The organism is uncultured Streptococcus sp., assembly GCF_938036805.1.
Taxonomy (GTDB): domain Bacteria; phylum Bacillota; class Bacilli; order Lactobacillales; family Streptococcaceae; genus Streptococcus.
This window is the reverse complement of sequence record NZ_CALHWC010000107.1, coordinates 1-8,209: the sequence shown is the minus strand read 5'-3', so window position 1 is coordinate 8,209 and position 8,209 is coordinate 1. Positions and strand designations below refer to the sequence as shown.

The following is an 8,209-nucleotide window of genomic DNA, read 5'->3' as shown; positions in this document are numbered from 1 at the left end:
AAATCAAGTTTAAAGCCTTCCTTGACTATGCCTTGACACTGGGTGCAGATTACGTAGCAACGGGTCACTATGCTCAGGTGAAGAGAGACCAAGATGGTCTAGTCCATATGTTACGTGGCAAGGACAACAATAAGGATCAGACCTACTTCTTGAGCCAGCTATCACAGGAACAATTACAAAAGACCATGTTTCCTCTGGGGCATTTAGAAAAGCCAGAAGTTCGAGCAATTGCTGAAAGAGCTGGCTTAGCCACTGCTAAGAAAAAAGACTCGACCGGTATTTGCTTCATTGGTGAGAAGAATTTTAAAGAATTTCTGAGTCAATATTTACCAGCTCAGCCTGGTCGCATGATGACAATGGATGGCCAAGATATGGGCCAGCATGCAGGACTAATGTACTATACCATTGGCCAGCGAGGTGGTCTTGGAATTGGTGGCCAGCAGGGCGGTGACAACGAGCCTTGGTTTGTGGTCGGAAAAGACCTTAGCCAAAATATTCTTTATGTTGGCCAAGGATTCTATCATGACCATTTAATGTCAACCAGCCTTGACGCTAGTCAGGTTCATTTCACGAAAGAAATGCCGGAAGAATTTACTATGGAATGTACAGCTAAGTTCCGTTATCGTCAGCCTGATTCCAAGGTGACAGTTACTGTAAAGGGTGACAAGGCTGTTGTCAACTTCGATCAACCACAAAGGGCGGTGACTCCAGGCCAAGCAGTCGTTTTCTATGATGGAGATGAGTGTTTAGGTGGTGGCTTGATTGACAGAGCTTATAAGAATGGTCAAGTCTTGCAGTACATTTAGATTGACAATTCAGCATAATTTGCTAAAATAAGATAAGCAATACCTATGATGGTCAAAGCTCATGGATGTTGCAGGCTTTTTTGTCCTGCACTTCTAGAGACTTGGCCTTTTTTGGTGAAAAAATGAAGGAAAAAGAAATGACACACAATTTTACTGAAAGTTATGATGTTATCGTGATTGGAGCGGGGCACGCTGGAGTTGAGGCATCGCTGGCTGCCAGTCGCATGGGTTGTAAAGTTTTGCTAGCAACTATCAATATTGAGATGCTGGCTTTTATGCCCTGCAATCCATCTATCGGAGGGTCTGCAAAAGGCATTGTTGTCCGTGAAGTAGATGCTTTGGGCGGAGAGATGGCCAAGAATATTGACAAGAGCTATATCCAGATGAAGATGCTCAATACTGGTAAAGGACCCGCTGTTCGGGCTCTTCGGGCGCAAGCGGATAAAGAGCTCTATTCTAAAGAAATGCGGAAGACTGTTGAAAATCAAGAAAATTTGACTTTGCGGCAAACCATGATTAATGAAATTCTGGTTGAAGATGGTAAGGTCATTGGGGTTAAGACAGCGACGCAACAGGAATATGCAGCTAAAGCTGTCATTGTTACAACTGGAACAGCCTTGCGGGGAGAAATTATTATTGGTGATCTCAAGTATTCATCTGGTCCAAACCATAGCTTGGCAGCCATTCCTTTAGCAGATAATCTGCGTGATCTAGGTTTTGAAATTGGTCGTTTTAAGACAGGAACACCTCCACGTGTTAAGGCATCATCGATCAATTATGATGTGACCGAGATTCAGCCAGGAGACGAAAAGGCCAATCATTTTTCATACACCTCTCGTGATGAGGACTATGTGAAAGATCAAGTGCCTTGCTGGTTGACTTATACCAATGCGGAAAGTCACGAAATCATCCAAAATAACCTGCACCGTGCTCCTATGTTTTCAGGTATCGTTAAAGGAGTAGGACCACGTTATTGTCCGTCTATTGAGGATAAGATCGTCCGTTTTGCGGATAAGGAACGCCACCAGCTTTTCTTAGAGCCTGAGGGTCGTGATACGGAAGAAGTTTATGTGCAGGGGCTGTCAACCAGTCTGCCAGAAGATGTACAGAAGGACTTGGTTCACTCTATCAAAGGTTTAGAAAATGCTGAGATGATGCGGACAGGCTATGCCATTGAGTACGATATGATTATGCCTCACCAGTTGCGGGCAACCTTGGAAACTAAGAAAATTTCAGGGCTCTTTACAGCAGGTCAGACCAATGGAACTTCTGGTTATGAAGAAGCCGCTGGTCAAGGGATTATCGCTGGGATTAATGCGGCCTTGAAGATCCAAGGGAAGCCGGAGTTAATCTTGAAGCGCAGTGATGGTTACATTGGAGTCATGATTGATGATTTAGTGACCAAGGGGACTGTAGAACCTTATCGCCTCTTGACTAGCCGAGCGGAATACCGTTTGATTCTCCGCCATGACAATGCTGATATGCGTTTGACAGAGATGGGCCGAGAAATTGGTCTGGTAGATGATGAGCGCTGGGCTCGTTTTGAGATTAAAAAGAATCAATTTGACAACGAGATGAAGCGCTTGGAATCCATTAAGTTGAAACCTGTCAAGGAAACCAATGCTAAGATAGAAGCGCTTGGTTTTAAAGCTCTGACAGATGCAGTGACAGCCAAAGAATTTATGCGGCGACCGGAAGTGTCTTACCAAGATGTGGTTCAGTTCATTGGTCCAGCAGCAGAAGAGTTGGATGAAAAGATTATCGAGCTAATTGAGACAGAGATTAAGTACGAAGGCTATATTTCTAAAGCTCTTGATCAGGTTGAGAAGATGAAACGCATGGAAGAAAAGCGCATTCCAGCCAATATTGATTGGGATGATATTGATTCGATTGCGACAGAAGCGCGACAGAAGTTTAAGAAAATCAATCCAGAAACGATTGGTCAGGCAAGCCGTATTTCGGGTGTCAATCCAGCAGATATTTCTATTTTGATGGTTTACTTAGAAGGCAAGTCTAGAAGCATTTCTAAAAACAAAGCAAAATCGTAGACATATTAACGTACTATTTTATTGATAGTACGTTTTTGCATAATTTACACGTTTGTAAATGAATATTTACAAAAAATCTCTTTTATATAGAGAAATATTTACAACTACTGTCAACTTTTTGTTTAATAAAATTTACAAGATTTACACATCTTGTAAATTGATTATGAATATTTGTTTGAGAATAGATCTAGGATTTGAGTCTTTCTTGCTTTACAAGTATTCAAGGGCAGTGAAAACTCGCTTTTTTTAAGAAAATATGGTAAAATGGCGCAATAAGAGGTTTTTTAATGAAAAGAATTCGTTTTTCCCCGAGCCACTTTGCGATAGTGGGTTTTACTTCCTTTATCATATTAGCTATTTGTCTACGCCTTTTTGGTGATAGTTTGCCTATGCTGGTGTCTCTTTTCATAGTGCTGGTGCTCTTGGTTTGGCTATTTATACAGCAGCAAAGAGTGACCGAATTGGACGAGCTTGAGCAGATTCGTTATGTCAATCATCAAGCAGAGGGAAGTTTAGCTTCTTTGTTGGATAAGATGCCAGTTGGTGTGATTAAAATCAATGAAAATAGTGGAGATGTGGACTGGTTCAATCCTTATGCTGAATTGATTTTTACAACGGATGATGGGGAGCTAAATAGTGATCTCCTTCAGGAAATTATCCAGCTTGCCGCTTCGAAATCGGGTAGCTACGCAACAGTAGGAGACAACCAGTATTCTGTTTACTTTGATTCAGCTTCTAGTGTCTTGTACTTTTTTGATGCATCAAGTGAGTATGAAGCAACAGTTGGGCTCGTTACGACGCGACCAGTTATCGGTGTTGTTTCAGTAGATAATTATGATGATTTGGAAGATGCTGTTTCAGATTCAGATATCAGTCATATCAACAGTTTTGTAGCTAACTTTGTAGCAGAGTTTTCTGAGCAATTTCATATGTTCTACCGTCGGGTGGGAATGGATCGTTATTATCTTTTCACGGATTATACGGTTTTGGAACAACTGATGGATAGTAAATTTTCGATCATTGATCAATTTCGGACAGAAGCCAAGAATCGAAAACTTCCTCTGACGCTTAGTATGGGCTTTTCTTACGGGGATGGTAAGCATGATGAAATTGGTAAGATTGCCCTTCTTAATCTTAACCTAGCTGAGGTCCGAGGTGGTGACCAAGCGGTTGTCAAAGAGAATGACGAGACCAAGAATCCAGTTTACTTTGGTGGTGGAACGGCTGCATCTGTCAAACGTACACGCACGCGTACGAGGGCTATGATGGCAGCTATTTCAGATAAAATCAAGAGTGTAGATCAGGTTTTCGTGGTTGGTCATCGCAATCTTGATTTGGATGCCTTGGGTTCCGCGGTGGGTATGCAGCTTTTTGCTAGCAATATCATTGAGAAAGCCTATGTTGTGTATGATGACCAACAGATGGGCTCGGATATCTATCGCTCTATTCAAAAATTGACATCAGAAGGCGCTGATTATCTTTTGCCGATATCGGAAGCTGTAAACCGAGTGACCAGTCGCTCACTCTTAATAATGGTGGACCACTCGAAGTTGGCCTTAACGCTTTCAAGGGAATTATTTGACCGATTTAGTCAGACGATTGTGGTGGATCATCACCGTCGTGATGAGGATTTTCCTGAAAATGCGGTCATCGCCTATATCGAAAGTGGGGCTAGCAGTGCCAGTGAATTGGTAACGGAGTTGATTCAGTTTCAAAATTCCAAGAAAAATCGCCTGAATAAAATTCAAGCCAGCCTGCTCATGGCTGGGATTATGCTAGACACCAAGAATTTTACCTCCAGAGTAACGAGTAGAACCTTTGATGTAGCTAGTTATTTGCGGGCTCGCGGCAGTGATAGTGTAGTCATTCAGGATATTTCTTCGACGAATTTTGAAGAGTATCGAGCAGTCAATGAGCTGATTTTGACAGGTAAGAAGCTTTTACCAAATGTGATTGTAGCAGCGGGTCCTGAAAATGCCAGCTATGATACAGTCGTCATTAGTAAGGCAGCTGACACCATGCTTGCCATGTCGGGCATTGAAGCAACCTTTGTGGTCAGCAGGAATACTGAGGGTTACGTATCCATTTCAGCTCGTAGTCGCAGTAAGATCAATGTTCAGCGGATTATGGAGAAAATGGGTGGTGGCGGCCACTTTAATCTAGCAGCAGCGCAAGTTAGCGATCAAACGGTTGCTGAAGTCACTCAACGTCTAAATCAAGAGATTATGGATCAAGTGATGGATAATGAGGAATCAATAGAAAAGGAGAAATAAAATGAAAGTTATTTTTTTAGAGGATGTAAAAGGGAAAGGGAAAAAAGGGGAAATCAAGGAAGTGCCTACTGGCTATGCTCAAAATTTCCTGATTAAGAAAAATCTGGCTAAGGAAGCCAATGCACAAGCTATCGGTGAGCTGAGAGGAAAGCAAAAATCCCAGGAAAAGGCTCACGCAGAGATGGTGGCAGAAGCACAAGCCATTAAAGCTAAATTGGAAGAAGAAGCAACGGTTGTTGCTTTTACAGAGAAAGTCGGACCAGACGGACGGACTTTCGGTTCGATTACTAACAAAAAAATTGCTGATGAACTACAAAAGCAATTTGGCCTAAAAATTGACAAACGGAATATCAAGGTTGATTCTCCCATTCGTTCGATTGGTTTGATTGATGTTCCTGTAAAGATTTACCAAGACGTGACAAGTGTGATTCGCCTGCGGGTTACGGAAGGGTAAAAAGGATTAAAGGAAGGATTCACCTATGGCAGAGATTGATGAGTTGCGAGCTCAGCCTCAAGATATTTTAGCAGAACAGTCTGTACTAGGGGCCATTTTCATCGATGAGAGCAAACTGGTCTTTGTCCGTGAATATATTGAGCCTGGGGATTTCTTTAAATATGCCCATCGGCTGATTTTTAAGGCCATGATTGACTTGGCAGATCGTGGGGATGCTATTGATGCGACCACCGTTCGCAATATTTTGGATAGCCAAGGAGACTTGCAGAATATTGGCGGACTGAGCTATCTGGTGGAGGTCGTTAACTCTGTACCGACTTCTGCCAATGCAGAGTACTATGCCAAGATCGTTTCTGAAAAAGCAATCTTACGCCGCCTGATTTCACGCTTGACAGAATCCATCAACCAAGCCTATGACGGTGAGAGACCATCAGAGGAAATCATTGCAGGAGCAGAAAAGGCTCTGATTGATGTCAGTGAAACGGCCAGCCGCAGTGGGTTTGAAAATATTCAAGATATTCTAAATCTTAACTTTGCTAATCTAGAAGCCCGTTCTCAGCAAACTACTGATATTACAGGGATTGCGACGGGTTACCGTGAGTTGGATAAGATGACGACGGGCTTGCACGAAGAAGAGTTAATCATCCTAGCTGCTCGTCCAGCGGTTGGTAAGACAGCCTTTGCCCTCAATATTGCCCAGAATATTGGGACTAAGCTGGATAAGACAGTGGCTATCTTCTCTCTAGAAATGGGGGCAGAGAGCCTGGTCGACCGGATGCTGGCTTCAGAAGGAGTGATTAATTCTCACTCTATCCGTACGGGGCAACTGACAGATGAAGAGTGGCAGAAATATACCATTGCGACGGCAAATCTGGCCAATGCGAGTATCTATATTGATGACACGCCAGGGATTCGGATTACGGAGATTCGTTCGCGAGCTCGTAAGCTATCTCAAGAGACAGGCAATCTTGGCCTGATTTTAATTGACTACCTGCAATTGATTACAGGAACGGGTCGTGAAAACCGTCAACAGGAAGTTTCGGAAATTTCTCGCCAGCTTAAGATTTTAGCGAAGGAGCTCAAGGTGCCGGTTATTGCGCTGAGTCAGCTCTCGCGTGGCGTGGAGCAGCGGCAGGACAAGCGCCCAGTACTATCTGATATTCGGGAGTCTGGGTCTATCGAGCAGGATGCGGATATCGTAGCCTTTCTTTACCGAGATGACTATTATGAACGGGCCGGTGAGGAAGAGGAAGGCATTCCTAACAACAAGGTTGAAGTCATTATTGAGAAAAACCGGAGCGGAGCGCGTGGTACGGTTGAGCTAATTTTCCAAAAAGAATATAATAAATTTTCAAGTATTTCTAAAAGAGAGGATGTATAGTATGAGTGATGCATTTACAGATGTAGCAAAAATGAAGAAAATCAAGGAGGACATCAAGGCTCACGAGGGGCAGATGGTGGAGATGACCTTGGAAAATGGCCGTAAGCGCCAAAAAAGTAAACAAGGTCGTTTGATTGAAGTTTATCCTTCTCTCTTTATCGTTGAGTATGAAAATGAAGGGGGGCAGCCGGGTGAAATTGCCAACACCTATGTGGAGTCCTATACTTACTCAGATATTTTGACAGAGAAAAATTTAATTCGCTATTTTGACTAAGAATAATAGGTGATTCCAGAACTTTGTATTGTTTCCTAGAGTTGGGTAAAACCCAACTTTGAGGAACAGTTCATTTCTGGGATTTTTCTTAACCTAAATATGCCATACCAAGGATGGTTAAGATCAGCCGAATGGTGTATCTGCGAAGGCATGAGCTAGAACTTACGAAAGCTCCTACATATAGAGAAAGGGCTGGTGAAAGAAATGATTAAAAATTTGGTTTTTGACTTAGGAAATGTCTTGATTGAATGGAATTCTGAAAAAATCTTGACCTCTTTCGAACCTGAGAAAGAGCGACGACAGCTTCTTAGACAGGCTATTTTTGAGTCGGGTATCTGGCATCAAACAGACAAGGGAGAGCTGAGCTTGAAAGAAGCCTGTGATAAAGTGCTAGTTCAGCTGGATGACTCCTACCATCCTGTTGTTCAGGATACCTTCTACAATTGGTATGAGGTTGTGGAGGTTTACAGTGGTTTACAGGAAAAGATTCGACTGTGGGCTGATCAAGGCTATCGCATTTACATCCTGTCAACTACTTGTGAGATTTTTTATCATATTGAAAAAGCTGGTTTATTGCCCATTTACCCACTACTGTCGGGCTATATCCTTTCCTCAGAAGTTGGGGTTGTCAAGCCAGAGCCAGATATTTATCAGAAGCTGCTGAAAAAGTACGGGATTGATCCGACAGAGTCAGTCTTTATTGACGACATTCAAGCTAACTTGGATACGGCAGCTGAACTGGGTTTTGAAACCATCTTATCCACAAGTGAGCCAAAGAATATCAGGGCTATGGAGTCTTTGTTGGCTGCGAAAGGAGAGTTTGCCTAATTGATGATCGTTTGCTTCACTTATCGTTGAAAAGTAGTGAGTCCAAGCTCCAATCTTGACATTTGCTGATGATTGCGTTATCATAATCCTATATATGGGAGTCTGTGTACAGTCTGAGAGGAAGTGTAAGCTTCGACCGCACCTG

The 8,209-nt window shown here is 42.8% G+C and carries 7 protein-coding genes; all 7 read left to right on the top strand.

The window, feature by feature from the left end; genetic code table 11:
* Positions 1 to 806, top strand: an 806-nt coding sequence (mnmA, locus tag Q0191_RS04125) for a tRNA 2-thiouridine(34) synthase MnmA (RefSeq protein WP_297664089.1), incomplete at its 5' end; no start/stop codon positions are given.
* 137 nt (positions 807 to 943) lie between these two features.
* The gene (gene mnmG, locus Q0191_RS04120; protein WP_187421038.1) at positions 944 to 2,854 is read left to right on the top strand and encodes a tRNA uridine-5-carboxymethylaminomethyl(34) synthesis enzyme MnmG; all 1,911 of its coding nucleotides are present in this window, start codon (positions 944 to 946) and stop codon (positions 2,852 to 2,854) included.
* A 287-nt stretch (positions 2,855 to 3,141) separates the two neighbouring features.
* Complete coding sequence (locus tag Q0191_RS04115) at positions 3,142 to 5,127, top strand: DHH family phosphoesterase (protein WP_297664085.1); 1,986 nt, start codon at positions 3,142 to 3,144, stop codon at positions 5,125 to 5,127.
* A 1-nt stretch (position 5,128) separates the two neighbouring features.
* Positions 5,129 to 5,581 (top strand): 50S ribosomal protein L9, encoded by a 453-nt coding sequence (gene rplI / locus Q0191_RS04110; protein ID WP_005591407.1) that lies wholly within the window; start codon positions 5,129 to 5,131, stop codon positions 5,579 to 5,581.
* A 25-nt stretch (positions 5,582 to 5,606) separates the two neighbouring features.
* Positions 5,607 to 6,962 carry a replicative DNA helicase gene (dnaB, locus tag Q0191_RS04105; protein WP_297664082.1) on the top strand — a complete coding sequence of 452 codons (1,356 nt, stop codon included), beginning with the start codon at positions 5,607 to 5,609 and terminating at the stop codon, positions 6,960 to 6,962.
* Between the two features lies 1 nt (position 6,963).
* Positions 6,964 to 7,236 carry a Veg family protein gene (locus Q0191_RS04100; RefSeq protein ID WP_005592064.1) on the top strand — a complete coding sequence of 91 codons (273 nt, stop codon included), beginning with the start codon at positions 6,964 to 6,966 and terminating at the stop codon, positions 7,234 to 7,236.
* Positions 7,237 to 7,440: 204 nt separating this feature from the next.
* Positions 7,441 to 8,064 carry an HAD family phosphatase gene (locus Q0191_RS04095; protein WP_297664079.1) on the top strand — a complete coding sequence of 208 codons (624 nt, stop codon included), beginning with the start codon at positions 7,441 to 7,443 and terminating at the stop codon, positions 8,062 to 8,064.
* Positions 8,065 to 8,209 lie beyond the last annotated feature (145 nt).

What these genes read in the sequence shown, in the direction of transcription:
- rplI (WP_005591407.1), top strand. Translation starts at nt 5,129, where the DNA reads ATGAAAGTTATTTTTTTAGAGGATGTAAAAGGGAAAGGGAAAAAAGGG.
- Q0191_RS04095 (WP_297664079.1), top strand. Translation starts at nt 7,441, where the DNA reads ATGATTAAAAATTTGGTTTTTGACTTAGGAAATGTCTTGATTGAATGG.
- Q0191_RS04115 (WP_297664085.1), top strand. Translation starts at nt 3,142, where the DNA reads ATGAAAAGAATTCGTTTTTCCCCGAGCCACTTTGCGATAGTGGGTTTT.
- Q0191_RS04100 (WP_005592064.1), top strand. Translation starts at nt 6,964, where the DNA reads ATGAGTGATGCATTTACAGATGTAGCAAAAATGAAGAAAATCAAGGAG.
- dnaB (WP_297664082.1), top strand. Translation starts at nt 5,607, where the DNA reads ATGGCAGAGATTGATGAGTTGCGAGCTCAGCCTCAAGATATTTTAGCA.
- mnmG (WP_187421038.1), top strand. Translation starts at nt 944, where the DNA reads ATGACACACAATTTTACTGAAAGTTATGATGTTATCGTGATTGGAGCG.